20 protein-coding genes, 1 tRNA gene and 1 pseudogene are annotated in these 25,694 nt (G+C 61.9%); 15 read left to right on the top strand and 7 right to left on the bottom strand.

What is annotated here, in order from left to right:
- The first annotated feature begins 19 nt into the window (after nucleotides 1–19).
- The 8 genes and pseudogenes from AB7M25_RS15090 to acs all read left to right on the top strand — a co-directional run bounded on the left by AB7M25_RS15090 (nucleotide 20) and on the right by acs (nucleotide 10,958).
- The gene (locus AB7M25_RS15090) at nucleotides 20–1,411 is read left to right on the top strand and encodes an FAD-dependent oxidoreductase (protein ID WP_454237545.1); all 1,392 of its coding nucleotides are present in this window, start codon (nucleotides 20–22) and stop codon (nucleotides 1,409–1,411) included.
- A 253-nt stretch (nucleotides 1,412–1,664) separates the two neighbouring features.
- Entirely contained in the window at nucleotides 1,665–2,831 is a 1,167-nt protein-coding gene (locus AB7M25_RS15085; protein WP_454237544.1) for a 2-aminoethylphosphonate--pyruvate transaminase, read from the top strand.
- A 272-nt stretch (nucleotides 2,832–3,103) separates the two neighbouring features.
- On the top strand, nucleotides 3,104–4,444 hold the full coding sequence (locus AB7M25_RS15080; protein ID WP_454237543.1) for an MFS transporter: 1,341 nt from the start codon (nucleotides 3,104–3,106) through the stop codon (nucleotides 4,442–4,444).
- A gap of 39 nt (nucleotides 4,445–4,483) precedes the next feature.
- Nucleotides 4,484–5,311: a phosphonoacetaldehyde hydrolase gene (gene phnX / locus AB7M25_RS15075; RefSeq protein WP_007970212.1), complete on the top strand. Its 828-nt coding sequence runs from the start codon at nucleotides 4,484–4,486 to the stop codon at nucleotides 5,309–5,311.
- Between the two features lie 75 nt (nucleotides 5,312–5,386).
- A complete protein-coding gene (gene exaC / locus AB7M25_RS15070; RefSeq protein WP_454237542.1) occupies nucleotides 5,387–6,907 on the top strand; it encodes an acetaldehyde dehydrogenase ExaC in 1,521 nt (506 codons plus the stop codon).
- A 133-nt stretch (nucleotides 6,908–7,040) separates the two neighbouring features.
- Nucleotides 7,041–8,066: pseudogene (locus AB7M25_RS15065) on the top strand (HAMP domain-containing protein); the annotation flags it as partial.
- A gap of 144 nt (nucleotides 8,067–8,210) precedes the next feature.
- On the top strand, nucleotides 8,211–8,924 hold the full coding sequence (locus AB7M25_RS15060) for a methyl-accepting chemotaxis protein (protein ID WP_454238359.1): 714 nt from the start codon (nucleotides 8,211–8,213) through the stop codon (nucleotides 8,922–8,924).
- Nucleotides 8,925–9,002: 78 nt separating this feature from the next.
- Nucleotides 9,003–10,958 carry an acetate--CoA ligase gene (gene acs / locus AB7M25_RS15055; protein WP_454237541.1) on the top strand — a complete coding sequence of 652 codons (1,956 nt, stop codon included), beginning with the start codon at nucleotides 9,003–9,005 and terminating at the stop codon, nucleotides 10,956–10,958.
- Nucleotides 10,959–11,019: 61 nt separating this feature from the next.
- Here the strand turns inward: acs and AB7M25_RS15050 are convergent, their stop codons facing one another.
- The 6 genes from AB7M25_RS15050 to AB7M25_RS15025 form a co-directional block, all read right to left on the bottom strand.
- Entirely contained in the window at nucleotides 11,020–11,793 is a 774-nt protein-coding gene (locus AB7M25_RS15050; protein ID WP_429389359.1) for a hypothetical protein, read from the bottom strand.
- A 16-nt stretch (nucleotides 11,794–11,809) separates the two neighbouring features.
- Nucleotides 11,810–12,628, bottom strand: a complete 819-nt coding sequence (locus AB7M25_RS15045; protein WP_454237540.1) for a DUF2092 domain-containing protein — start codon at nucleotides 12,626–12,628, stop codon at nucleotides 11,810–11,812.
- Between the two features lie 203 nt (nucleotides 12,629–12,831).
- Complete coding sequence (locus tag AB7M25_RS15040) at nucleotides 12,832–13,806, bottom strand: acetyltransferase (RefSeq protein WP_454237539.1); 975 nt, start codon at nucleotides 13,804–13,806, stop codon at nucleotides 12,832–12,834.
- Nucleotides 13,807–13,818: 12 nt separating this feature from the next.
- The gene (locus tag AB7M25_RS15035; protein ID WP_454237538.1) at nucleotides 13,819–14,607 is read right to left on the bottom strand and encodes an SDR family oxidoreductase; all 789 of its coding nucleotides are present in this window, start codon (nucleotides 14,605–14,607) and stop codon (nucleotides 13,819–13,821) included.
- A 37-nt stretch (nucleotides 14,608–14,644) separates the two neighbouring features.
- Complete coding sequence (locus AB7M25_RS15030) at nucleotides 14,645–15,814, bottom strand: sulfotransferase family protein (RefSeq protein ID WP_429389354.1); 1,170 nt, start codon at nucleotides 15,812–15,814, stop codon at nucleotides 14,645–14,647.
- Nucleotides 15,811–16,938 (bottom strand): hypothetical protein, encoded by a 1,128-nt coding sequence (locus AB7M25_RS15025; RefSeq protein ID WP_429519124.1) that lies wholly within the window; start codon nucleotides 16,936–16,938, stop codon nucleotides 15,811–15,813. The genes AB7M25_RS15030 and AB7M25_RS15025 overlap by 4 nt, the downstream gene beginning before the upstream one ends.
- Nucleotides 16,939–17,146: 208 nt before the next feature.
- Here AB7M25_RS15025 and AB7M25_RS15020 point away from each other — a divergent pair, with 208 nt between their 5' ends.
- The 7 genes from AB7M25_RS15020 (at nucleotide 17,147) to AB7M25_RS14990 (ending at nucleotide 25,583) form a co-directional block, all read left to right on the top strand.
- Complete coding sequence (locus tag AB7M25_RS15020; protein ID WP_454237537.1) at nucleotides 17,147–17,617, top strand: SRPBCC domain-containing protein; 471 nt, start codon at nucleotides 17,147–17,149, stop codon at nucleotides 17,615–17,617.
- A gap of 65 nt (nucleotides 17,618–17,682) precedes the next feature.
- Nucleotides 17,683–18,627: a sulfate adenylyltransferase subunit CysD gene (gene cysD, locus AB7M25_RS15015; protein ID WP_429561387.1), complete on the top strand. Its 945-nt coding sequence runs from the start codon at nucleotides 17,683–17,685 to the stop codon at nucleotides 18,625–18,627.
- A complete protein-coding gene (gene cysN / locus AB7M25_RS15010) occupies nucleotides 18,627–20,519 on the top strand; it encodes a sulfate adenylyltransferase subunit CysN (RefSeq protein WP_454237536.1) in 1,893 nt (630 codons plus the stop codon). The genes cysD and cysN overlap by 1 nt, the downstream gene beginning before the upstream one ends.
- Nucleotides 20,520–20,671: 152 nt before the next feature.
- Complete coding sequence (locus tag AB7M25_RS15005; RefSeq protein WP_429389345.1) at nucleotides 20,672–21,844, top strand: helix-turn-helix transcriptional regulator; 1,173 nt, start codon at nucleotides 20,672–20,674, stop codon at nucleotides 21,842–21,844.
- 239 nt (nucleotides 21,845–22,083) lie between these two features.
- Nucleotides 22,084–23,151, top strand: a complete 1,068-nt coding sequence (locus AB7M25_RS15000) for an alpha/beta fold hydrolase (protein WP_429389343.1) — start codon at nucleotides 22,084–22,086, stop codon at nucleotides 23,149–23,151.
- Nucleotides 23,152–23,422: 271 nt separating this feature from the next.
- Nucleotides 23,423–24,076 carry a hydrolase gene (locus tag AB7M25_RS14995; RefSeq protein WP_429389341.1) on the top strand — a complete coding sequence of 218 codons (654 nt, stop codon included), beginning with the start codon at nucleotides 23,423–23,425 and terminating at the stop codon, nucleotides 24,074–24,076.
- Nucleotides 24,077–24,254: 178 nt separating this feature from the next.
- A complete protein-coding gene (locus AB7M25_RS14990; RefSeq protein WP_454237535.1) occupies nucleotides 24,255–25,583 on the top strand; it encodes an OprD family porin in 1,329 nt (442 codons plus the stop codon).
- 8 nt (nucleotides 25,584–25,591) lie between these two features.
- Here the strand turns inward: AB7M25_RS14990 and AB7M25_RS14985 are convergent.
- Nucleotides 25,592–25,687: transfer RNA gene (locus AB7M25_RS14985), tRNA-Sec, on the bottom strand.
- Nucleotides 25,688–25,694: the final 7 nt, after the last annotated feature.

Below are 25,694 nucleotides of genomic sequence, written 5' to 3'. Positions count from 1 at the left end.
TCCAACGGAGATGACCCCCATGCGCCCCTACTGGCTGGACCAGGCCCTGAAAAATCAACCCGCTGCGCCCTGCCCTGCGCTGCAACAGAACACCCGTGCCGACGTCTGCATCGTCGGCGGTGGCTATACCGGTCTGTGGACCGCCATCATGCTCAAGGAACAGAATCCCGAGCTGGACGTGGTGATCGTCGAAGCCGACATCTGCGGTGCCGGTGCCAGTGGGCGCAATGGCGGCTGCGCGCTGTCATGGTCGGCCAAGTACTTCACCCTGGAGCGCTTGTTCGGCGTCAAGGAGGCGATACGCCTGGTCAAGGAATCGGAGCAGAGCATCTACGCCATCGGCACCTTTTGCGAAAAGTACGCGGTGGATGCCGATTACCGTCTCGACGGCACGCTCTACACAGCGACCAACCGCGCCCAGGTCGGCTCGACCGACGGGGTGATCGCGGCACTCGAGCGCCTTGGCATCAACTCTTTCACCAAATGTGCGCTACCTGACGTGCAACGCATGGCCGGCTCGGCCCGGCACATCGAGGGCTGGTTCTCGCCGGCGGCTGCCAGTGTGCAACCGGGCAAGCTGGTCCGTGGGCTGCGTCGGGTGGCACTGGAACTGGGCGTACGGATTTTCGAGGGCACACCGATGACCGGCCTGGAAGAAGGCATGCCTGCCATCGTCAATACGCCGAACGGCAAAGTGACCTGCGACCGGGTCGTGCTGGCGATGAACGCCTGGATGGCCCGTGCCTTTCCACAGTTCTCGCGTTCGGTGGCCATCGTCTCCAGCGACATGATCATCACCGAGCCGCGACCGGACTTGCTCGAGCGCATCGGCCTGACCAGCGGGGTCACCGTGCTCGACTCGCGGATTTTCGTGCACTACTACCACAACACCCCGGACGGCCGGATCATGCTCGGCAAAGGGGGGAACACCTTTGCCTACGGTGGTCGCATCCTGCCCGTGTTCGACCAGCCATCGCCCTACGCAGGGCTGTTGCGCAACACGCTGACGGAGTTCTTTCCGGACTTTGCCGATGTCGGTATCGCCGCCACCTGGAACGGCCCCTCCGATCGCTCGGTCACCGGCCTGCCTTTCTTCGGCCGCATGGGCGCGAGCGGCAACGTCTTCTACGGTTTCGGCTATTCCGGCAGCGGCGTGGGTCCGTGCCACATGGGTGGGCAGATCCTGTCGTCGCTGGTGCTCGGGGTGGACAACCCCTGGACGCGCTCGCCGCTGGTGCAAGGTCCGCTTGGGCATTTTCCGCCGGAGCCGGTCCGCTACCTGGGCTCATTGATGGTGCGTAACGCCATTCGCCGCAAGGAGCGCGCCGAAGACCACAACCGACCTCCCCGCCGACTTGACGTGCGCCTGGCGAAATTTGCGGCGGCCGCCGGCAAGGCGGACAAGGGATAAGCGCCCCGCCCCGAAGCGAAATTTCACGCTAACGAACAGAAAACCCCGCCCGGTTATTCACCGCGCGGGGTCTTTCTGCTGCCTTTGAATGCCTGCTGCTGATGAACCCTCCAGGCTCAGGCCACGTGCCACCTCAGTTATAAGCTCAGCTTGTTTGTGACATGTGATAAATCGATTTCAGTTATTTCATGCCAGATGTTTTTATCAACCCATGCATCACTCCCCCACAAAAACAACACCGCCGGAGAAGATCATGACCAAAGCCCAATTCCCGACTACCCAGCCACTGGCAACCCCAGCCCTGGGTGAACCCTACCTGCTGACCCCGGGCCCGCTGACCACTTCCAAAGCGACCAAGGAAGCCATGCTGCGCGACTGGGGATCATGGGACGGTGCCTTCAATCAGGTCACCGCTGAAGTTCGCCAGAAACTGCTGGGCATGGCCGGCGTAGAGGATGACAGCTTCGCCTGCGTGCCACTGCAAGGCAGCGGCAGCTACTCGGTCGAGGCCGCCTTGGCCACCGCCATCCCCCGTGACGGCAAAGCCCTGGTGCTGATGAACGGCGCCTACGGTCAGCGGGCCACCAAGACCTTGGAGTACCTCGGTCGCGCGTTCATTACCCTGGACAAGGGCGATTACCTGCCGCCCCAGCCCGAAGAAGTGGACGCCCTGCTCAAGGCCAACCCTGACGTCACCAACGTCTTCGTCGTCCATTGCGAAACCAGCTCCGGGATCCTCAACCCGCTGCGTGAAATCGCCGATGTCGTGAAGGCCCACGGCAAGAGCCTGATCATCGATGCCATGAGCTCCTTCGGTGCCGTGCCGCTGACGGTGAATGAAATAGCCTTCGACGTGGTGGTGTCCTCCGCCAACAAGTGTATCGAGGGTATCCCGGGCTTCGGTTTCGTGATCATCCGCCGTTCCGTGCTGGAATCCGCCAAAGGCCGCGCCAACTCGCTGTCCCTCGATCTCTTCGAGCAATGGGCCTACATGGAGCGCACCGGCCAATGGCGCTTCACACCGCCGACCCACAGTGTGGTGGCGTTCCACAAGGCACTGGAACAGCACAGCGACGAAGGCGGCGTGCACGGCCGGTTGGCGCGCTACACCCGCAACCGCGACGTACTGGTTGCCGGCATGCGCGAATTGGGCTTCAAGACGCTGCTGGAAGACCGTTGGTTGTCGCCGATCATCACCACGTTCTTCAGCCCTGAACATCCCAACTTCGATTTCACGCGTTTCTACGAAGAACTCAAGGCCCGTCAGTTCATCATCTACCCCGGCAAGTTGACCGTTGCCGAGAGTTTCCGCATCGGCTGCATCGGCCAGATCGACGAATACATCGTCCACCAGTTGCTCCGTGCAATCGCGGACAGTCTGGTCGCCATGGACGTGGACATGCTCAAGCCCGCGGCCTGATCGACCCCTTTCAAGGTCTCTGCCGATTCGAGCGAAGGTGCAATGGGTAGCGCCTTTGGGCAGGGATCTTTTTTTAAACCATGGATTCGATGACGTACCGCTCGGCAGCGCCGGGCAGGAGTCAGCGATCGCGTAATTCATGAATCAAAGCCTGATGCCATTCGCACGTTCATCGATCGATGTCGTGCGAATGGACAGACTTGTGCACCGAAAACAAAAACAAAAACCGACCAATTTGCGCTGTCTGGCACCACATACGGGATCAGTACACCATGAACAACACGACAAGCCCTCTCGCCACCGGCTGGAAATCACTCCAGCGTTGGCGCGTGCAGATTTTCCTGATCACCTGGGTGGCGTATGCCGCCTTCTACTTCACCCGCAAAGCGTTCTCCGTCGCCAAGCTGGGTATCGGCGAAGACCCGAACTTCATGCTCGAAAAGGCCATGATGGCCAACCTCGACGCGCTGTACCTGACGGCCTATGCCGTGGGCCAGTTCCTGTGGGGCAACTTCTCCGACCGTTTCGGCCCAAGGGTGGTGGTCCTCAGCGGCCTGGTCATTTCGGCGGCGGCGGCGCTCCTGATGGGGACCTACGCCACGCTACCGATCTTCGTCTCCTGCATGCTGGTGCAGGGTCTTGCCCAATCCACCGGTTGGTCGGGCCTGTGCAAGAACGTCGGGAGTTTCTTCAGTACCAGTGAGCGTGGCCGCGTACTCGGCTACTGGAGCACCTCGTACGCCTTTGGCGGTCTGGTGGCCACGCCGTTTGCCGGCTGGTGGGCTTATCAGGCCTATCACGACTGGCGCATCGCGTTCATCTGCAGTGCCGTTGTCGTGCTGGTGGTGGCGGTGTTGTTCTATTTACTGCAACGCAACCGTCCGGAAGACGTAGGCCTGCCTGCTGTCGAAATCGAGATCGAACCGGTCAGCAACGTCGTGGTTCCCCGCGAAAGCATGTGGGCCGGCATTCGGACCGTGATGAAAAATCGCACCGTGCTGATTCTCGGCCTGGCCTATTTCATGCTCAAGCCCGCCCGCTACGCCATCCTGCTGTGGGGTCCGGTGATCATCTACGAACGCATGCCCGAGATCGGCAAGGTCGCGTCCGCCATCGTCCCCACCTCGTTTGAACTGGCAGGTCTGGTAGGCCCCATCCTCATCGGTATCGCCTCAGACAAATACTTCGGCGCTCGCCGCATACCGGCCTGCGTGCTCAGCCTGGTGGTCCTCACTGTCTGCCTGGGACTGTTCGTTCCCGCCATGCAAAGCGGCAGTCTGTACATGGTGGTCGGCCTGTTGTTCATGATGGGCCTGACGCTTTACGGGCCGGACTCGATGATCAGCGGTTCGGCGGCCATCGACTTCGGCAGCAAGGACGGGGCTGCCTCCGCCGCGGGCTTCGTCAACGGCTGTGGTTCGGTGGGTGCGGTCCTTGGCGGCCTGCTGCCGGGTTACTTCGACACCATCACCGTGTTCCTGGTCTTCACCGGCGCCGCACTCCTGGCCAGCCTGATGCTGGTGCCCTTCTGGAACAGCCGGCCGAAAACACTGGAAAACCCGCTGTTGGTATCGACCCCGGTACAACCGGTCATTGTCGGCACCACGCCCTGAATTCGTACTACCCACTCACCTTTCCCTGGAGCAATCATCATGCAATACAAACAACCTTCCCAACTGCAAGCCGTGGTTCTGGACTGGGCGGGCACCGTCGTTGATTTCGGTTCCTTTGCACCCACGCAGATTTTTGTCGAAGCCTTCGCCGAGTTTGGCGTAGCGGTCTCCCTGGCAGAAGCCCGGGGTCCGATGGGCATGGGCAAGTGGGACCACATCCGCACGTTGTGCAACGAGCCACAGATCGCCGCACGTTACCAGGCCGCCTTCGGACGCCTGCCGACGGATGACGATGTCACCGCCCTTTATGAGCGCTTCATGCCCTTGCAGATCGAAAAGATCGCCCTGCACTCGGCGCTGATTCCGGGCGCCCTGGATACGATCGATGCCTTGCGCGACAAGGGTCTGAAAATCGGTTCGTGCTCGGGTTACCCGGCGGTGGTCATGGAGAAGGTCGTCGAGCTGGCGCGCAAGAACGGCTACGTCGCCGACCACGTCGTGGCCACTGATGAAGTACCCAATGGCCGCCCGCACCCAGCCCAGGCGCTGGCCAACGTGATCGCTCTGGGCATCAGCGATGTGGCCGCCTGCGTCAAGGTCGACGACACCTGGCCTGGCATCCTTGAAGGCCGCAGTGCCGGCATGTGGACGGTCGCATTGACCTGCTCCGGCAATGCACTGGGGCTGACCTATGACCAGTTCAGGGACCTGCCTTCGGACAAGCTGGCCGAAGAGCGCGCCCGCATCACCAGGATGTTCGAAGGTTCGCGCCCGCACTACCTGATCGACACCATCGTCGATCTACCGGCCGTCATTGAAGACATCAATGCGCGCCTGGCTCGTGGCGAAACCCCTCAGGGTTCCTGACCCTGCACGGCGTGTGCCCCTGACAGTGACCGTCCTGAGGGCGGTCACACCCCAAAACAACAAGAGAACCCGATCATGAACTACGCCCACCCAGGCACTGCCGGTGCCATCGTTTCCTTCAAGTCCCGCTACGGCAACTACATCGGCGGCGAGTTCGTCGCACCGGTCAAAGGTCAGTACTTCACCACCACCTCGCCAGTGAATGGCCAACCGATTGCCGAATTCCCCCGCTCCACGGCCGAAGACATCGACAAGGCCCTGGACGCTGCCCATGCAGCCGCCGATGCCTGGGGCAAGACCTCGGTGCAGGACCGCTCCCTGGCGCTGCTGAAAATCGCCGACCGTATCGAGCAGAACCTGGAACTGCTGGCCGTCACCGAAACCTGGGACAACGGCAAGGCCGTGCGTGAAACCTTGAACGCCGACATCCCGCTGGCGGTGGACCACTTCCGCTACTACGCCGGTTGCATCCGTGCGCAGGAAGGCAGCTCGGCGGAAATCAACGAAAACACTGCGGCCTATCACTTCCATGAGCCGTTGGGCGTGGTCGGCCAGATCATCCCGTGGAACTTCCCGATCCTGATGGCCGCGTGGAAACTCGCCCCGGCCCTGGCTGCCGGTAACTGCGTGGTACTCAAACCCGCCGAGCAAACCCCGCTGGGCATCACCGTGCTGGTCGAACTGATCGGCGACCTGCTGCCACCGGGCGTGCTGAATATCGTGCAAGGCTTCGGTAAAGAAGCCGGCGAAGCCCTGGCCACTAGCAAACGCATCGCCAAGATCGCCTTCACCGGCTCGACCCCGGTCGGCTCGCACATCATGAAATGCGCAGCGGAAAACATCATTCCGTCCACCGTGGAGCTGGGTGGCAAGTCGCCGAACATCTTCTTCGAAGACATCATGAAGGCCGAACCGTCCTTCATCGAGAAAGCCGCCGAAGGCCTGGTGCTGGCGTTCTTCAACCAGGGCGAAGTCTGCACCTGCCCGTCCCGCGCCCTGGTGCAGGAGTCGATCTACGACGAATTCATGCAGGTGGTGATGAAGAAGGTCCTGCAAATCAAACGCGGCGACCCGCTGGACACCGACACCATGGTCGGCGCCCAGGCGTCCGAGCAGCAATTCGACAAGATCCTGTCGTACCTGGAAATCGCCAAGGGCGAAGGGGCCGAACTGTTGACCGGCGGCAAGGTGGAAAAACTCGAGGGCAACCTGGCGAGCGGCTATTACATCCAGCCGACGCTGCTCAAGGGCACCAACAAGATGCGCGTGTTCCAGGAAGAAATCTTTGGCCCGGTGGTGAGCATCACCACCTTCAAGGACGAAGCCGAAGCCCTGGCGATTGCCAACGACACCGAGTTCGGCCTCGGCGCCGGCCTCTGGACCCGCGACATCAACCGCGCCTACCGCATGGGCCGCGCCATCAAGGCCGGTCGTGTGTGGACCAACTGCTACCACCTGTACCCGGCGCACGCCGCGTTCGGTGGGTACAAGAAGTCCGGCGTCGGCCGTGAAACCCACAAGATAATGCTCGATCACTATCAGCAGACCAAAAACCTGCTGGTGAGCTACGACATCAATCCGTTGGGCTTCTTCTGACCGCGTAACCGCTATCGCCAGCAAGCCGGCTCCTACAGACCACGCAAACCTGTAGGAGCCGGCTTGCTGGCGATGGCGTCCTCGAAGACATGAATTTTTTCTGTTCCTCCTGATCGCCCCTTTGGAGCCCTCGATGAAAATCCGTTACAAGGTGAGCCTTGTGGCTGCTTGTGTGCTGTTGGTGACCACCAGTCTTCTATCGCTGGTTCAGGTAGAGCAGATCCGTAGCATTTTGCGTCACCAGGTCGAGGCGAGCATTGCCGAATCGAGCACTGCGGTGGCACGTCAGATCGAGAACTGGCTGAACGGCAAGCTTCATTTGATGGACCTGGCCTCTCAGGCGATCGATCGCCAATACAGTGTGCAAACGACCCAACGCATCATCGACTCGCCCATTCTCAAAGACGAATTCAAGCTGGTGTTCGGCGCCCTTGAGTCAGATGGAAAGCCCATCAAGAACACGGCGGCGTGGAATCCGAAACCCGACTATGACGGTCGCACCCGCCCCTGGTACTCGACGGGAAAGACCGGTAGTCAAGCCGTCCTGACCGAACCCTACAAGGACTCCACCACGGGTGAAATCCTGATCTCGGCCGTCGCCCGGATCAGCGACGCGGGACAGCTGCTCGGGGTGTTTGGCGGTGACATCCGCCTGACCACAGTGGCCGATGCCATCAATACCCTGGATTTCGGCGGGGCCGGTTATGCGTTCCTGCTCAGTAAAAGCGGCAACATCATTTCTCACCCGGACGCCGAACTGAACGGCAAGCCCTACAGTCAGCTTTTTGCCGGGAGTGCCCTGCCCCTCGACGCTCAGCTTCAAGAGGTGCGTAACGACGGGAAGTCCCTCCTGGTGTCCTTCATCCCGCTCTCAGATCTCAAGGGTATGGATTGGTACATCGGCGTGGTCCTGGACCAGGACATCGTCATGGCCGCCGCCCATACCCTGAGTTGGCGAGCCGTGATCGGTACCGGCCTGGGCGTGCTGCTCAGCCTGTTGGTGTTGGGCCTGCTGGTCAGGCAACTGCTGCGGCCGCTGGAACAACTGAAGGATTCACTGGCAGACATCAATCGCGGTGAAGGCGACCTGACCCGCCAACTGCCCGTGGTCGGCAATGATGAAATTGCGCTGGTCGCCGGGGAGTTCAACCAGTTCCTGCAGAACCTCAAGGCGCTCATTGGCGACGTGAAAAACAGCTCGCAACAGGTGCGCGAGAGCACCACCGCGACCTCATGCGAAGCGGATCAGGCCGCCAACCGCGTCCAGGTTCAGTTGCAGGAACTGGATCAACTGGCCACCGCCATGACCGAGATGGCCTCGACCGCCGAAGATGTCGCGCGCAACGCGCAAACCGCTGCCGAAGCGGCGATTGCCGCTAACGAAGAAACCGCCGACGGCGTCGCTCTGGTCTCCCGGTCTACCGGGGCCATCAAGCGCTTGGCCGAGGAGATGGACGCCACCGGTCATGCGATCAATGACTTGTCCACCCTCAGTCAAAGCATTGAATCGATTGTGGCGGTCATCACCAGCATCGCTGACCAGACCAATCTGCTCGCCCTCAATGCCGCCATCGAGGCGGCCCGTGCCGGCGAATCGGGACGCGGGTTTGCAGTCGTGGCCGATGAAGTGCGCTCCCTGGCCTCGCGCACCCAGCAGTCCACCCAGGAAATACGCGAGATGATCGACCAACTGCAGACCGGGGTAAAACATGCCCAGGCACGCATGCAGCAGAGCCGCGACACGGCCAGCAGGACGGCCGGGGATGCCAATGCCGCCAATGACACCCTCGAACGCATCCGCGAGGCCATTTACCGCATCAATGACATGAACCTGCAGATTGCCGCGGCCGCTGAAGAACAAAGCGCCACGACCGAAGAAATCAACCGCAACACCACCAATATCCGCGACATCAGTCTTGAAGTCTCCGGCAGTGCGGACAAACAGGTTCGCCAGTGCCAGGTCATGGTCGACCACGTCGGCCAGCAGGACAAACTACTGAGTCGCTTCCGGATTTGAATGTTGTATTTGCCCGAATGTTTGAGCAGCAGACCCGTAACAGATCACAAAAACAACTATTCCACCGAGGTAAGAAAGATGAGTGCGGCTTCCCTGTATCCCGTTCGTCCCGAGGTTCTGGCCAACACCCTGACCGACGAGGCGACCTACAAGGCCATGTACCAGCAGTCGGTCGTCAACCCGGACGGCTTCTGGCGCGAGCAAGCCAAGCGCCTCGACTGGATCAAGCCGTTCACCACGGTGAAGCAGACCTCCTTCGACGATCACCATGTCGACATCAAGTGGTTCGCCGACGGCACCCTGAACGTGTCCTACAACTGCCTGGACCGTCATCTGGCCGAGCGCGGCGACCAGGTCGCGATCATCTGGGAGGGCGATGACCCTGCCGAAAGCCGCAACATCACCTACCGCGAGCTGCACGAGCAGGTCTGCAAGTTCGCCAACGCCCTGCGCGGCCAGGACGTGCACCGCGGCGACGTGGTGACGATCTACATGCCGATGATCCCCGAAGCCGTGGTCGCCATGCTGGCCTGCACCCGGATCGGCGCGATCCACTCGGTGGTGTTCGGCGGGTTCTCGCCGGAAGCCCTGGCCGGTCGCATCATCGACTGCCGCTCGAAGGTGGTGATCACCGCCGACGAAGGCATTCGTGCCGGCAAGAAGATCCCGCTCAAGGCCAACGTCGACGACGCGCTGACCAACCCGGAAACCAGCAGCATCCAGAAAGTCATCGTGTGCAAGCGCACCGGTGGCCAGATCAAGTGGAACCAGCACCGCGACATCTGGTTCGAGGACCTGATGAAAGTGGCCGGCACCGTGTGTGCGCCGAAAGAGATGGGCGCCGAAGAGGCGCTGTTCATCCTCTACACCTCGGGTTCCACCGGCAAGCCGAAGGGCGTGCAGCACACCACTGGTGGTTACCTGCTGTATGCCGCGATGACCCACGAGCGCGTGTTCGACTACCGCCCGGGCGAGATCTACTGGTGCACCGCCGACGTCGGCTGGGTCACCGGCCACAGCTACATCGTCTACGGCCCGCTGGCCAACGGCGCGACCACCCTGCTGTTCGAGGGCGTGCCGAACTACCCGGACATCACCCGGGTGGCGAAGATCGTCGACAAGCACAAGGTCAATATCCTCTACACCGCACCGACCGCAATCCGCGCCATGATGGCCTCGGGCACCGCCGCGGTTGAAGGCGCCGATGGCAGCAGCCTGCGCCTGTTGGGTTCGGTGGGCGAGCCGATCAACCCGGAAGCCTGGGACTGGTACTACAAGAACGTCGGCAAGTCCCGTTGCCCGATCGTCGACACCTGGTGGCAGACCGAAACCGGCGGCAACATGATGAGCCCGCTGCCGGGCGCCCATGCCCTCAAGCCGGGCTCGGCGGCGCGTCCGTTCTTCGGCGTGGTGCCGGCCCTGGTGGACAACCTGGGCAACATCATCGAAGGCGAGGCCGAGGGCAACCTGGTGATTCTCGATTCGTGGCCGGGCCAGGCGCGTACGCTGTATGGCGACCATGACCGCTTCGTCGACACCTACTTCAAGACCTTCCGCGGCATGTACTTCACCGGTGACGGCGCCCGTCGCGATGCCGATGGCTACTACTGGATCACCGGGCGCGTGGACGACGTGCTCAACGTTTCCGGGCACCGCATGGGCACCGCCGAGATCGAAAGCGCCATGGTCGCGCACCCGAAAGTCGCCGAAGCGGCGGTGGTCGGTGTGCCGCACGACATCAAGGGACAGGGCATTTATGTCTACGTCACCCTGAAAAATGGCGAAGAGCCGAACGAGCAACTGCGCCTGGAGCTGAAAAACTGGGTGCGCAAGGAGATCGGGCCGATTGCCTCGCCGGATGTGATCCAGTGGGCGCCGGGGCTGCCGAAGACCCGTTCGGGCAAGATCATGCGGCGGATTCTGCGCAAGATTGCGGCGTCGGAATACGATGGCTTGGGCGATATCTCCACCCTGGCAGATCCGGGCGTCGTGCTGAACCTGATCAACACGCACCGCAGCATGAGCGTCGCCTGACAGTTCGGGCCCCGTCCATGAGCCGCCCGCCTGAGATCTTTTGGCTGTTTCAGCCAAAAGATCAAGGCATCGGCACGACCGTGTAATAAACCCCGTTGGCGCCAAAGGACGGTCGCAACCAGGCGTTGCCGCACTGGTAATACGTGGTATTGGAGAAGCTTATCAAGCCACAGCCTGGAGGCAGTGAGGCGTACGTCGCGCCCATGGGCATTGTCGGTGGTGCGGAAGCCACCATGCCGGCGTTATAGCTGGCGTTCTGGTCGGCGACCGTCGCTGCTGCTTCACCGACGACCACGCCCGCCGCAGCGGCAGCGGCCGGATTGACGCCCTCGTTATAGCCACAGTTGTAGCAGCCACTGCTGGCAATCACGGCGGTTGGCGGATGGTAGTAAGCGGTCCCGTAAGGCACGGCACGGTAGGCGGTTGTGCCATAAACGGGGGGGCGGTAAGCCGTCGTGCCATAGCCATCCGCGTGATAGCCGGCGGCGGTGGCGCCATTTTCACCCTGCGCATGCCAGACACCTTCGCCACCCGAAGCCGTTCCACCTTCCGCGCCCGTGCCGTGCCAGGAGCCCTCGCCACCGGATGCCGTGCCGCCGCGATAACCTGTGCCGCTCCAGCTCCCGTCGCCTCCGGAAGCCGAGCCGCCGCGATTGGTTTCGCCACTCCAACTGCCGCCACCGCCCGAAGCCGAGCCGTATTCACCTGAATGACTCCATGAGCCCCCTCCTCCGTAAGTGCGCCCGAAGCTTGAAGCGTGGTACCAGGCTGCTGCCTGGTCGCAGGTGAGCAGCGCGACAAGCAGGCCGGCGAATTTCAAGGTAGATCTGTTCATGGGTCAGTCTCCTTGTTCAGGGTTTCGCCACGGGCTCTTTTACCCCCTGCGGGGCACGAAGATCGGGCGGTGGGGCAAACTGAATGCGATGGGCCGTTTCGATGTGGTCAGGCTTGAAAAAATCGGTAGGCATCGTCGACTGGAGCTTCCAGTCACTGAAGTCGACTTGATGCCGGGATCGTGTCGGATCATCGAGAAACACGGCGCGCAACCGGCGTGGCAGCTTGTCCTGCACGCCGATCCACGCCTGCACGAACACGCTGTCGCTGGTGTAGGCGATCACATCGGTGGTGGTATCACCGACCACCGTGCTTTGGCCGACGTAAAACGCCACACGCATGTCCCGGGATAAATCCTTGTAGGGATCGGCGACGATCACGTCGGTAAACGGAAAGTAGATCGCGGCACGCTGGTACGCGGCCTCCAGGGTCGCATCAATGGTAGGCGGGGCGTCCGCCTGGGCCAGCAAGTCGCCTTTACGTTCGAAGGCATAGGCTTTTTTGCCGTCGTAGTAAAACTCGGTGGCCGGACCGTCGCCGGAAGTCAGCACACGAAGGCGATCCGGTCGTTGCACATTGACCAGGTCCACCGTGCCATAGGCCAGGGGCGGCCCTAGCCGGCTGGGCTTTTCGTAGGTCGTGACGGCTTTGAAGCTCATGCCCTGAGTGCCCGCGAGCCTGGCACTCATTCCCTTCAGCACCTCCAGCGCCTTGGGTTCCAGTTGCACCGCAGGCGGATTGGCAGAGGGAGACTGTGCGGCGTGCAGCGGGATGGCAAACAGACCTATGGCTAGACCGAGACAGAACAACCGGACAGGCGTTTGGAAGGTAGGCATCGATTGTTCTCCACGGAAACCTTCGGGTCGATCACGTGTCGTCAGAGTCATTAGAAAAGCTCAGTTACCGGGCGATTGCCATGCCTTCGGGAAAATAGTTTGAACAAATCCGCTCAGAAACCCGCGTAAAAGCTTCAGCGCGTCAATCTGCAGGGGAAATCCGGAATCCATGCCGGACTGTCCCTGCACCTTGAGGGATGTTCTCAGTAACTTCTGGACGAATAACCGGCAAGCAAGCGCTCTGCAAACGCGGGCAGATCCGACTCCGCCAAACGGTTGATGCCGGCTGCACGCTTGCGTCCACCCCCCGTCGGGAACTGACGACAGAACGCATCCGCCGTCTGTTCGCTGCCGTCAGGTACACGAAGGCTGAACCCCCATTCACCATTGGCCTTGGCACTGAGCAGACCGATGGCCTGGTGCGGAGCCTGTGCCGCCAATTGATTGGCCAGCACCCCGCTGACCCGTCGCGCCCATGGCTGCGGCGGCAAGCGATAGAGCCGCGCACCGTTGCCCTCACGCCACGGCACCAGGTCAGCGGCAGCTGCCATGTCGGCGGCATACCCCTCTTTCAGGGTGATGAAACTCGCGCTTTCGCGGATGAAGTCCATTGGATTGCGGTACGGCAACAGTTCGCCAGCCAGCGCCAACGGATCGAAATGCAGGTCCTCCAGGCTGTCGCCGTAGGCGTTGTAGTTCAACAACTGACCCAGTTCTTCCAGCGCCACCACCTCATCCGTATTCAACCCGTGTCGTTCGGCCAGCGCACGCGCCGGACCGGCCAGGCCATCACCAAAGGCGGCGGCCACCGCCCAGCGGTGCTCCTGTCCCGAGAGGTAGTTGTCCACCAGGATGCTGGTACACACGTGGGCCGCCGTATCGATAAATGACTCGAATGCCGGGTGTCGCGGCAGGTCACCCGCATAGTGGTGATCGAAATAGCGCACCCGGGCACCGGCGTCGAGTAAACGCCAGGTATCCTCGCGATTCTGCTCGTGGGCCACGTCCAGCACAGTGACCCGCTCGCCATGAGCGGCCGTGACCCGGCGCAGCAGTTCGATATCGCGCTTGACCCCGCTGATCAAGCGCACCTCGCGGTCCAGCTCCCCGGCCAGACGCAATTGCTGCAGCGCACAGAGGCCATCCGCATCGCCATTGAAGGCGCAGTGATCAATCATCTGTCATGTTCCTCAGCACATCATTTCGCCGCCGTTGGCATCCAGTTGCGCGCCATTGATTGCACTGGCGTAATCCGATGCAAGAAACAGCGCGGCGCGTGCGCACTCTTCATCGGTGCGCATGCGCCCGCCCGGGATCCCGGCACTGAGTTCGGCACGTACCTGTTCTTCACTGACGCCCCGGGCGCCGGCGGTCTGGCGGACCAGGGCCTGGACCGGCTCGCCCCACATCCAGCCGCACGCCAGACCGTTGACCCGCAGGCCATGCACCGCCTGCTCGGTCGCCAGGTAGCGCACCGTCGCGGCCAGTGCGCTTTTCGATGCGGCATAGGCCGCACCACCCTGGTAAGGCTTGCGGACCCCCAGGGTATTGATCATGACAATGGCGCCGGCGCCCTGGGTGCGCATAGGCGCCAGCACGGCGCGGCTCATGTTCAAGGAACCCAGCAGATTGACTTCCAGGGCCTCGCGCAATGGGCCGTTGTCGCCCTCCTCCACGGACTGGAAGCCACCGTGGGAGAAGGCGCTGTTGATCAGCGCATCGATACGCCCGAATTGTTCGAGCGTGTTTGCGGCGAAGCGCTGACAGGCTTCGACATCGGTAATGTCCGTGGGTACACACAACACCTCGCAGGTGTGGGTGAGCGCCAGGATGCGTTGTTGCGCCTCAAGCAGCCGCGCCTTGTCCCGCGCCCCAATGGCAACGGCGCGCGCACCTTCGCGTGCGGCCTCCATGGCCAACTTGATACCCAGCCCGGGGCCGACACCCGAGACCATCACGACCTTGTCTTTCAACAGCATGGGGAGATTCCTCTTGTTGTTATGAGCTGCACGGGTTTCAGGCTTGAATATGCCGGGTCCGGTACTCGGCATAGTCTCGTTGCAAAATCTCTTCGCTGAGGCCGAACTGGCCGGGGCTGTAGTGATGAACCGCGCGCTTTTCCCGCCCGTTTGCCTGCAGCCATTGCGCCATGGCGGACCGGGTTTGCGGCGTCAACTGGAGGCCGGCAAACTGATAGATCCTTTCGACGACTGCCTGCGGCTCAGCCACGGTGTCTTCGAAGAGCACATCAAGGAAACGCTGCGGGGGCATACGCTCGCGGACGGCCATCGCATGGCGCAACGCACGTGCCATGCGGCGGTTCCACTGCTCTCCTACGGCCTCGGCATCGGCCTTGTCGCTGTAGAGCAACCACAGGGTATGGATAAAGCTGGCCAGCGAAGGAATGGTCCTGGCCGGTTCGCGATGGGTGAGGACGACCTGCGCCTTGGGAAAAACCTCGAACAGCAGCTCCAGGGTATGCAGGTGCTGCGGGCTTTTGAGCAACCAGCGACGGCCAGGCTCGATGCCGCGACGTGCTTGCTGCCATTGCAGGAACTGCAAGGTTCGCTTGAGGTACCGATAGACCTGCGTCTGGTCCTGAGCGTCAAGCCAGGCGGTATAGCTCGGCACATTGACGTAGGAATCCATGGCGCACAGGAACGAGTGTTCCATCAGCATGAACTCTTCATCGGGTTGCTCGGCGTCCAGCGGGTGGATGGCCAGCAACTGCGGGAGGAACTCGATCATTCCCGCGACTTCTTCGCGTGCCCGGGCGATACGCTTTTGTGGCTGCTCCAGTGTTTCACCGGGCAAGGGTGCGGGGTAACGGGTTTCCCACCACTGCGCCTTGCTGAACTGCGGGTCCACCGCCAGTGTGCGCTGCAGCAGTGTAGTGCCGGTGCGCGGCAGGCCGACGATCACCAACGGGTCATCGATGGGTTGCTCAAGGATGTCCGGGTGACGCCGCAAGTGATCCTCCATGACCAGGCGGTTGACCAGTTGGCCCAGCAGTTTTTCGCGCAACAAGCCCCGCCCGGCGGGCGACAGGCACGCTTCGTTGTTCAGGGCGTCGGCCAATACCCGCAGGCCCTGGCGAAAATCGCCGGGACCGAAGTCGTCGAGTCCCCCGGAACGGGCGCGGGCTTCGGCCAGCAAGGCATCCAGGGCGAAATCATCGGCACTCATCGCACAATCTCCTTCAACGCATCGAGCTTGACCACGCGAGTGGTCGGGTGCACGGGATGCTGCGCCCCCACCCAGCGCAAGCACAGGGTGCCGTGGGGATGGCTGGCGGTTTCCAGCCAATTCTCAAGGCCCGGATCAACGCCGCAGAGCACCAGGCGCAAGCGGCCATCGGCGTCCAGGTGCGCTGAGTGCTTGTTCAGGCAGATGCGGTGGTAGCGGTAGTCCAGCGACTCCATCCAGTAGTTGTTGATCTGCACATTCCAGAAGTCGCAGTCAGGCACCTGATCGACCTCGATCAGCAAGGCCTCGTCCTCGGCCAAGGCCCAGTAGGAGTGGTAATAGAAAATGTTCGGGTCCCCGCCCACTGATTGGCACAGCGCCTGGTCGGCGGCTGGCAGTTGATTGGGATGGGCCTGGTAGCCCTGGGCCCAATCGGCAAACAATCGGGCGGTGTTCTCGACGAAACTGCCCACCCGTTGCAGGCTTTGCTGCAAGCGTGGCGCCGTCAGCGGCTCGGGTGTCTGCCCGGCATTCAGGCGCTCTATTCGCAGTTGGGCCGGTTGCTCACTGCCACGGTCAAGAAACGTCTGACGCACGATCAGGGCATTGCTCTGCGGCTCCAGGCGCAGCCAGTTGCCGTCAACCGGCGGGCGCTGGCTGAGGATGATGTCGAAGTTGCCCTCGGCATCCAGCGCCAGTGACCCGGCATCGAGGAAACCGGTCTGGGTCATCTTGCCATCCGTCTCATACCCCCCCTTCTGGGAGCCGAAGCTGAGGTAGGCAACGCTGCCACGGTGACCGCTGACCCGGTACTCATGCTCACCGTTCAGGCGCGCATAGCTGTACAGGTTATCCGGGTTGTCGGCGCCGATTTTCGCGGTTTCATGGGACGGGGTGATGAAGCCCGGAAAGTCCGGGTCAGCGAACTCCAGGTGCATTTCCAGGGCAATGCGCAGTAACCGGGTGAGATAGCGAAAGCCTTCGGCACGGGTCTGCACATCGGCCGGCGCTTCGCGGCGCAGTATCTGCTCGCCGCTGCGGCGCAATTGCTCACAAAAGAGGTTCCAGCTCTCACCGCTGAGCACCTCCTGATCGATCCTGTCTGTAACCATGTCTGCAACCATGTCGCTCTCCTCTGCCGGCGGACATCCCGCCGCTGCCAGTGACCTTAGGGAGTTCCCGCTTGCCGGTTCTTCGTCCGAGCGGACTAAGCGCCCGCCTAGTCCGCATGGACGAGGAGCCGGGCATCCCGAGCGGGGAGGATCGCGCCTGAGCCCATGGCTTACTCCCGTCGCGATGCGTGGCGCGGAGTCACTCTCAGAGGAGTCACCCATGACCGCAGAGAAAAATCTGGTTCGATCCATCATCGTGGACATCGCCGCGCCAGCCGAACGGGTCTGGTCGGTACTGATCGACCTGGCGCGTTATCCGCAGTGGAACCCCTATACCGTCAAGGTCGAGTCGAGCCTGGTACTTGGGGAGCCGGTCAACCTGTTCCTGCCCCATCCGGGGCAACCGGGTGAGTTGCTGCACGTGATCGAATACCTGGCGGACTTCGAGCCCCACCGACTGCTCGCCTGGGAGATGTATGCCAGTGCCGACAATCCGGACGCTGCCCGCCGCGAACAGCACATCGAGCGCACCGGTCCGGCCAGCTGCCGCTACCACACCACCGACCAGTTCCTCGGCGCGACCGCCGACCAGGTCATGGCCAACCATGGTCCCTGGGTGCAACAGGGCTTCGATGCCGTAGCCCGCGCCCTGAAGGTGCGTGCCGAGACGTTGTACGCGTCCGTCGCGTGACCTCCAGCCGCTGTCGCGTTCTTCGTCCGAGCAGACGAAGAAGCGCCAGCGGCGCTTTACCTACCTTGGAGGTCCGCCGGAGCCAAACCCGGCAGAAATCGAGGAGGTATCCGATGTTGACTCATCTGCAATGGCTGGAAGCGGAAAGCATCCAGATCATCCGCGAAGTGGTCGCCGAGTGTGAAAACCCGGTGATGCTCTACTCCATCGGCAAGGACAGCGCCGTGATGCTGCACCTGGCGATGAAGGCGTTTGCCCCGGGCAAACCGCCCTTCCCCTTGCTGCACGTGGACACCACCTGGAAGTTTCGCGAAATGATCACGTTCCGCGACCAGACGGCATCGCGCCTGGGGCTGGAACTGTTGGTGCACGTCAATCCCGAGGGCGTGGAAAAGGCCATCGATCCTTTTACCCACGGCTCGGCCCTGCATACCGACGTGTGGAAGACCCAAGGGCTGAAGCAGGCCCTGGACCATTATGGTTTCGACGCCGCTTTCGGCGGTGCCCGCCGTGACGAAGAGAAGTCGCGGGCCAAGGAACGGATGTTCTCGCTGCGCTCCGAGCAGCATCGCTGGGACCCGAAACAGCAGCGCCCCGAGCTCTGGCGCTTGTACAACACACGCAAACGCAAGGGCGAAAGCCTGCGGGTATTCCCGTTGTCGAACTGGACCGAGCTGGATATCTGGCAATACATCTACCTCGAACAGATCCCCATCGTGCCGCTGTATTTCGCCAAGGAGCGCCCGGTGGTTGAGCGTGACGGCACGCTGATCATGGTCGACGACGAGCGCCTGCCGCTGCGACCGGGAGAAACGCCGCAAATGCGCAAGGTGCGATTCCGTACGCTTGGCTGCTACCCGCTGACCGGCGCCATCGACAGCGATGCCGACAACCTGCCGGCGATTATCAGCGAAATGCTGGTAAGCCGTACTTCGGAGCGTCAGGGTCGACTGATCGACAGCGATTCGGCCGGTTCCATGGAGAAAAAGAAGCAAGAGGGGTATTTCTGATGAGCGCGCTGAACGATACCTTCAATGGCGACCTGACGCCCTATCTGGAACAGCAACAGAACAAGCAACTGCTGCGTTTCATCACCTGTGGCAGCGTCGACGATGGCAAAAGCACCCTGATCGGCCGCCTGCTTTACGAGTCCAAGGTCCTGTTCGAGGACCAGCTTGGCCAACTCGAAGCCGACTCGAAAAAACTCGGCACCCAGGGTGACGAACTGGACTTCGCCCTGTTGGTCGACGGTTTGAGCGCCGAGCGCGAGCAAGGCATCACCATCGATGTCGCCTATCGGTTCTTCGCCACCGACAAGCGCAAGTTCATCGTCGCCGACACCCCCGGCCACGAGCAATACACCCGCAACATGGTCACGGGCGCCTCGACCGCCGACCTCGCGGTGATCCTCATCGATGCCCGTCAGGGCATCCTCACCCAAACCCGTCGGCACAGTTACCTGGTGTCCCTGCTGGGCATCCGCAAGGTCGTGGTGGCCATCAACAAACTGGACCTGGTGGACTATTCCCAAGCGGTGTTCGAACGCATCGAATCCGATTATCGTGCGTTCGCCTCGCAGATTGGCCTGCACGACATCCAGTGCATCCCGCTCTCTGCGCTACGGGGCGACAATATGCTGGAAGCCAGCCCGAACACCCCCTGGTACCAGGGGCCGACCCTGCTCCAGCATCTGGAAAACGTCCCCCTTGAGCAGGCTCGTCAAGTCGAGGCCGCGTTCCGCCTGCCCGTGCAATGGGTGAATCGGCCGAACCTCGACTTTCGTGGCTACTGCGGCAACGTCGCCGCGGGCAGCGTCAGCGTGGGGGATCGCATCCGGGTGCTTCCGTCGGGTCATCAGAGCGAGATCACCGGGATCTTCGGCAGCGCCGGGGAACAGCAACAGGCCCTGTGCGGCCAAGCTGTCACGCTGACGCTCAAGGATGAAATCGATATCAGCCGCGGCGACATGATTGTCCTGGCCGATGCACCGGCGGCGGTTGCCGACCAGTTCGAGGCGACGCTGGTGTGGATGGACGAAGAGCCGATGTTGCCCGGGCGTCCTTACCTGATGAAGATCGGCTGCCGGACCGTCAGCATGAGCTGCGCCAGCCTCAAGCACCGGGTCGATGTGAACAGCCTGGAACACCTGGCGGCCAAAACCCTGGAGCTGAACGGTATTGGTGTGTGCAACTTGCACCTGGACCGGCCGATCGCCTTCGATGCTTATGCCGATAACCGCGATACGGGCGGATTCATCATTATCGACCGCCTGAGCAACCGGACGGTCGGTGCCGGCATGCTGCACTTCGCCTTGCGCCGCGCACAGAACGTGCACTGGCAGGCCATCGACGTAAACCGCGAGGCCCACGCGACGCTCAAGGGGCAGTCGCCGCGAATCCTGTGGTTCACCGGGTTGTCCGGCGCGGGCAAGTCGACCATCGCCAACCTGGTGGAGCGCAAGCTGCATACCCTCGGCCGGCACACTTACCTGCTCGATGGCGACAATGTCCGCCATGGCCTGAATCGCGACCTGGGCTTCACCGAAGCCGACCGGGTGGAGAATATCCGCCGGGTCTCGGAAGTGGCGAAGCTGATGCTCGATGCCGGTCTGATCACCCTGGTGTCGTTCATCTCGCCGTTCCGTGCCGAGCGCGAGATGGCACGCCGCCTGGCAGGAGACGGTAATTTCCTGGAAATTTTCGTCGATGCGCCACTGGCCCTGGCCGAACAGCGCGACCCCAAGGGCCTGTACCAGAAAGCCCGACGCGGCGAGTTGAAAAACTTCACCGGGATCGACTCGCCTTATGAGCCGCCGGTAACGCCGGACATCCATATCGATACCCGCAACGAGTCGGCCGAAACGGCCGCCGAACGTATCGTCGAGGCACTGCTGGCACTGTAAAACCCCAGGAGCTCAGCGCTATGCCGGCATGAACCGGTATAGCGCTGCCTATCACAAGGCCCGACAACCTGCCTAAGCCAAACGGACGATTTTCCCGCCATGGGCGCGATCAATACTCGAACGACAACAACAAGCAGTAGCGAGGCGCACCCATGACCCTCTCTCTTGCGGTCTGCAAGGACCTGCAGCCCGATATCGAAATCCCGTCTGCCGAACTCAGCCGCTTGCTCGCGCTGGTCTATCAAGGCCCCCTTGAGTCCACCCCCTGGTCCGGCCTGCTGGAAACCTTGCGTCGGCGTTTCGAAGCCAGCTTCTTCACCCTGGTGCTACGCAACCCCAACCATGAACGGCCGGGGCTGATCGTCAATGCATCGATTCATGGTCCCCTGCTGCCGGGCGAGCCGTTCTACAGCGAGCAGTACTACGCAATCTGCCCCTTCATCGACTGGCCTGTCGAGCAGGTGGCCAGCGCCGATCAGGTACTGGGCACCGATGCCTGGCTGGCCCACGACTTCTATCGCAACTATCTGCAACCCCTGGATCTGCGCCACGTGCTGGTCGCCAACATGCGCACGCCCACGGGTATGCACTGCGCCTTGTTCGCCTGCCGCAACCACGCCAGCCGCGACTTCGATGCAACGGAGATTGCCCTGATTCACCTGCTCCTGCCGCACCTGCAACAAGCGGTGGATCTGCACTCGGCGGTAGAGCAACTGGACTCCGAACGCCAACTCTATGCCGCGACCATCGACCGGCTGATGGTGGGCACGGCGATCCTCGACGAAGACGGCAGAATGCTGCGTTGCAACCGCGCCGCCCAGCGACTGTTCGACAGCCGTGACGGCCTGGAATGCCGACACGACAAGCTCTGTGCCTTCACCAGCCAGCAGAACCGCAATGTCCAGCAAGCCATCCAGGCCGTATTGAAACAACGCCAGCGTGGTCTCGATGACATCGAAGTGTTGACCCTGACCCGGCCCAGCGGCGAGATGCCACTCAATTTACTGCTGCGCCCCATCCCCGTGAGCTATCAATCGCGCAACGGCGCACGCCGGCCCGCCGTAGCGGTGTTCATCCGCGACCCGGCGGACTCGCCGCAGGCATCGCGCAACCTGTTGCGCAGCCTGTTCCACCTGACGCCGACCGAAACCGAAGTGGCCATGCTTGTCATGGACGGGCAAACCCTCGATGAAACAGCCCTGGCCCTTGGGGTTTCGCGCAACACGGTGCGTGCCCATTTGCGTGGAGTGTTCGCCAAGACCGGCGCCACCCGCCAGGCTCAACTGGTCAAGACATTGCTCAACAGTGTGGCATCGCTTGGCTAGTGCAAAGACTGTAGATCCGTATTTACTGCGTACACTCTGCAGAAAGCCATGTGCGCAGGTCACGGGCCACGCATGACGCCGCTGTGTATCACACTGTGTCAACGCGACGTCCCGATACACAGACTTTCATCCGGTCGGTGATTGGACACAGGCCGGATACGTTGCCGCGTTTCAATGCAAGCAAGGTTTGCAGGGGTTCAGACCGAACCCCTGGCCATGGCTGGTAATGGAGACATCCCATGAAGATGGCACTGCGCAACAGCAACACCGGCAAGACTCGCCGCCACCTGGTCGGCCCATCGATCCTCGCACTCAGCCTGTTCGGTGTGCTCGGCGCAGCCCATGGGCAAACGGCCGCCACCGTGCAGCCGACTGCGACCCCTGCCCAAACCACGCAGGCGGCACCCTCGCCGTTCGGCCCGCTCAAGCATGTCAACGCCGGGCTGCTGGACGTGGCGTACGCCGAAACCGGCCCGGCCAACGGACCGGTGGTGATCCTGCTGCACGGCTGGCCGTACGACATTCACAGCTATGACGACGTCGCGCCGTTGCTCGCTGCCAAGGGCTACCGGGTACTGATGCCCTATGCGCGCGGCTATGGCGATACGCATTTCCTCTCCGACAAGACCCTGCGCAATGGCCAGCCGGCTGCGCTGGCCAGCGATGTCATCGACTTCATGGATGCGCTGAAGATCAAGCAAGCGGTGCTCGGTGGTTATGACTGGGGTGCGCGTTCGGCTGACATTGTCTCGGCGCTGTGGCCGGAGCGGGTCAAGGCGCTGGTCTCGGTCAGCGGTTATCTGATCGGCAACCAGGCGGCCGGCAAGAACCCGCTGCCGCCCAAGGCGGAACTGCAGTGGTGGTATCAGTTCTACTTCGCCACCGACCGCGGTCGCGCCGGTTACGCGAAAAACACCCACGATTTCGCCAAGCTGATCTGGCAACTGGCTTCGCCGAAATGGGCGTTCGATGACGCCACCTTCGACCGCAGCGCCAAGGCGCTGGACAACCCGGACCATGTCGACATCACCGTGTTCAACTACCGCTGGCGCCTGGGCCTGGTCCAGGGTGAAAGCCGCTATGAGGCGCTGGAGCAGAAGCTGGCCACGGCGCCATCCATCAGCGTGCCGACCATCACCCTTGAAGGCGATGCCAACGGCGCACCGCACCCGGCCCCCGAAGACTATGCCAAGCGCTTCACCGGCAAATACGAATTCCGGCTGATCAACGGCGGCATCGGCCACAACCTGCCGCAGGAAGACCCGCAGGCGTTCGCCAAGGCTGTGATCGATGCGGATCACCTTTGAGGTCGATCTGACATCCGCACACCAGTGCCGCGAACATGGAGAACGTGGCACACAAAAACCCTGTGGGAGCGAGCTTGCTCGCGATGGTCTCGAGAGCGCCGCGTTTACCCGGAAAACAAGCGTTATCGTTAACGACCATCGCGAGCAAGCTCGCTCCTACAGGGTTTGCGCCGTCTGATATCAATGAGTCAAAGACAGCACACCGATTCAATATTCCCGATCCGAACTGCGCAACCATGACGTCCTCACTCCCCCCCGAAAGGACAGTGTCATGGCCATTGCAAAGGCAGTACCCGGCAAAACCCTGCTGACCCCGAACGACCACACCCTGATCATGATCGACCACCAGTCGCAGATGTCCTTCGCGACCAAGTCGATCGACGCCGTCACCCTGCGCAACAACGCCGCACTGGTGGCCAAGGCGGCGCGTGGCTTCAAGGTCTCGACGATTCTCACCACCGTCGCCGAGAAAAGCTTTTCAGGGCCGATCTTCGACGAAATCAAGGCTGTGTTCCCGGAACACAACGTGATCGACCGCACCAGCATGAACACCTGGGAAGACGCGCGCATTGCTGTGGAAGTCAACGCCATCGGCAAGCAGAAGATCGTGCTCGCCGGCCTCTGGACGTCCGTGTGCATCGTTGGTCCGGCGTTGTCGGCGATCGATCAGGGTTTCGAGGTGTATGTGATTGCCGATGCCTGCGGCGACGTCAGCACCGAGGCCCACGAAATGGCCATGCAGCGCATGATCCAGATCGGCGCCCGGCCGATGACCTCGCTGCAATACCTGCTGGAACTGCAACGTGACTGGGCCCGTAGCGAGACCTACGACGAAACGGTGAAAACCTCGATTGCCAATGGCGGCGCCTACGGTCTGGGCCTGATCTACGCCAAGACCATGTTTGGTGCCTCGGAAGGCCACTAAGGCTTTCGGAAATACAATCGACTGCGGGCGCCCCCTGTAGGAGCGAGCTTGCTCGCGATGGTCTCAAGCGCGCCGCGTTTATCCAGTAAACAGGCGTTATCGTTAACGACCATCGCGAGCAAGCTCGCTCCTACAGTGAATCATCACCTGCAGTCGCTGCCCCTATGGTGAACCATTGATGATCCCTTCTTCGCATAACCTCGGGGCTGCAATGTATTTATGCTTCTGCCAGTTGGCCACCCATGCACTGGCCGATGAATCGTCGCAAGACGCGGAAAGCTTTCTGGACGGCGCGTCGCTTGGCGTACTCAGCCGAAACTTTTATCTGAACAGCGACTATCGATCCCCCTCGTCGACCGGCAAGAGCTACAAGGCAGAATGGGCTCAAGGCTTCATCAGTACGTTTCAATCCGGTTTCACGCCGGGCACGGTCGGCTTCGGCCTCGATGCCCATGCATTTCTGGGTCTGAAACTCGATGGCGGCAAAGGGCATTCCGGGACGGGTTTGCTGCCGGTGGACAGTGACGGTCGCAGCGAAAGCGATTACTCCAGTGGTGGCGGTGCGATCAAGTTCAAGGCGTCGAGCACCACCCTGGCGTTTGGCGAAATGATGGTCGAATCCCCGGTATTCGACACCGCGGACAAACGCCTGCAACCGGAGTACGCCACCGGTTTTCTGCTCACCAGCCGCGAAATCGACGGCTTGAACCTGCAAGCCGGACACTTTACGGCATTCAAGAATCAGGACAGTGCTTCCGGCAAGGGCAATTTTTTCGGCTATGGCGCCAACACCGAGGCCGGCGGCATTTCGTTTGCCGGTGCCGACCTGTTTACCCAAAGTCCGGTTGGCGGTGCCCTGTACGCCTCGGAGCTGACCGACACCTGGCATCAGTACTACGGCAATCTGCACTTCAAGCAGTCCGAGGTGTTCCTCGACGCGAACCTCTATCACACGAAGGACACCGGCCAGGCGCTGGCCGGCGCCATCGACAACACCGCATACAGCCTGTCCGGCCAATACACGCTGGGCGCCCATGGGTTCACCCTGGCGTATCAAAAGGTCGACGGTGATACGCCGTTCGATTTTGTCGGTGGCGACTCCATCTACCTGGCCAACTCGATCAAGTACGCCGACTTCAATGGCGCCCGCGAACGCTCCTGGCAGGTTCGCTACGACCTGGACCTGGCCACCTTCGGCATACCCGGCCTGAAGTTCATGACCCGCTACGTCACCGGCGACCGGATCGACGGCACTCATGCGCCACAAGGCGGGGCCTACAACCCGTTCGACCCGGCGTCCGGCACCTTCGTGCCGCAACAAGGGGATGGGGGCAAACACTGGGAGCGCGACATCGATCTGCACTATGTCGTGCAGGCCGGGGCGGCCAAAGGTCTGTCGTTGCAATTGTCCCATGTGTCGCACCGGGCCAACGCCGCCCAAGCCGGCGACAACATCGACCGGGTTTACGTGGTCATCCAGTACCCGTTGGACTTCGGGCCGTTCTGAATGGAAAGTGGCGGAAGGCAGCCGGAGTCGAACCTGCCCGGGAACGGATGCCGTCCCCAACCGGGTTTGAAGCCCGGCCGCGCCACCGGGCGCGATTGCCTTCCTTAATTC

The organism is Pseudomonas sp. AP3_22 TE3818, assembly GCF_053628995.1.
Note: the sequence above shows the minus strand (reverse complement) of the source record. Positions and strands in the feature narration are given on the sequence as shown.